The organism is Candidatus Symbiopectobacterium sp., assembly GCF_020054415.1.
In the GTDB taxonomy this organism is placed as follows: Bacteria; Pseudomonadota; Gammaproteobacteria; order Enterobacterales; family Enterobacteriaceae; genus Symbiopectobacterium.
This window is the reverse complement of record NZ_JAHWCO010000485.1, coordinates 1-1,323: the sequence shown is the minus strand read 5'-3', so window position 1 is coordinate 1,323 and position 1,323 is coordinate 1. Positions and strand designations below refer to the sequence as shown.

At 52.9% G+C, this 1,323-nt stretch carries 2 protein-coding genes; one reads left to right on the top strand and one right to left on the bottom strand.

Annotated elements, in window-relative coordinates; all coding sequences use genetic code 11:
* Nucleotides 1-224: 224 nt before the first annotated feature.
* Nucleotides 225-1,187, top strand: a complete 963-nt coding sequence (locus QZ506_RS14230) for a hypothetical protein (RefSeq protein ID WP_291971903.1) — start codon at nucleotides 225-227, stop codon at nucleotides 1,185-1,187.
* A gap of 7 nt (nucleotides 1,188-1,194) precedes the next feature.
* Here the strand turns inward: QZ506_RS14230 and QZ506_RS14225 are convergent.
* The coding region (locus QZ506_RS14225; protein ID WP_291968610.1) for an IS1 family transposase at nucleotides 1,195-1,323 on the bottom strand (129 nt) is incomplete at its 5' end.

The following is a 1,323-nucleotide window of genomic DNA, read 5'->3' as shown; positions in this document are numbered from 1 at the left end:
TGTTAGTATGAAGCATGAGAGTTACCTCGCGTTTTGTTTAAGGATCAGACACCCATATCAAAACCGGTAACTCTCAACCTTTCAAGGTCCAGTGTCAGATCTAGTCGCGACTAATACAGATAAATAGCGGTCTGGTGCTGATCAACACCATCACCAACGCACACGAAGCCGTGGGAGTTATTCGCTCCGACCTTTCCGCTACCTAGGCCGCATCACCGGGCGCAGTGACGTTTTACCAGCAACGGCTGGTACTGGCCGGTTCTCCGTCATACCCACAAACGGTATGGTTCAGTGAAACCGGCGCTTACCTGTCTTTCGAACTGGGCGACGACGACGCCATGTCGTTTACGGTTTCTTCTGACCAGCTAAACCCTATTGTGCATCTGGCGCAGATGAACACGCTTATTGCGCTGACCTACGGCGGCGAGTTTACGTTAACCGGCGGTTCGGATGCGGCAATCACACCGACCAATATTTCCGTAAAAAATCCCAGCTCCTACGGCTGCAATAATATTCGCCCGGCGCGTGTTGGTACCGAAATCCTTTTTATCCAGCGCGCAGGCAGCAAACTGTTTGCAGTCGCTTATGACCCTGACAGCTACGTCGCCTATTCCGCCAATGACCTGTCCGTGCTGTCTGAGTACATCACGGAATCGGGCATTGTGGAAATGGCCTACCAGCAGCAGCCGGATTCTATCGCCTGGCTGATACGCGCCGACGGAACCATGTGCTCTATGGTGCTCGACCGTTCGCAGGATGTGATCGCCTGGTCGCGGCATGTCACCGAGGGTGCTTTTGAGTCGGTATCTTCTATCCCCACAGATTCGGGCGATGCGGTATATACCATCGTCAAACGTGAAATTAACGGCGAGACGGTGCGCTACGTTGAATTGCTGGTAGATGAGTTGCGCAGCGATGCGACGGTTACCGGCACCAGTGGGGCAGGGGCAAAAGAGTGGGGAGGCTTAAATCACCTCGAAGGAAAAACCGTTGATATCGTGGCAGACGGCAACGTCATGCCCGCACAGGTAGTAACCGGCGGCGCTGTTACGCTGACCCGTACCGCGAAAAGCACCGCCATTGGGCTGCACTTCAACACCACGATTGAAACGCTAACGCAGGAAGTATCTACCAGCGAAGGCACCGTACAGAACGCCAAGAAACGGGTCGTGTATTCAATGAGTTGATGTAGCATCAAACGTAGTACTCGCGTTCGATGTAAGTACCGATGATCCTATCGTGCATTTCGGATGATTTTGAATATCCGAGCGTCTTACGATTGAGCCGTTGCAATCGGTTACGCAGTGTCAGATTTTCACGCTC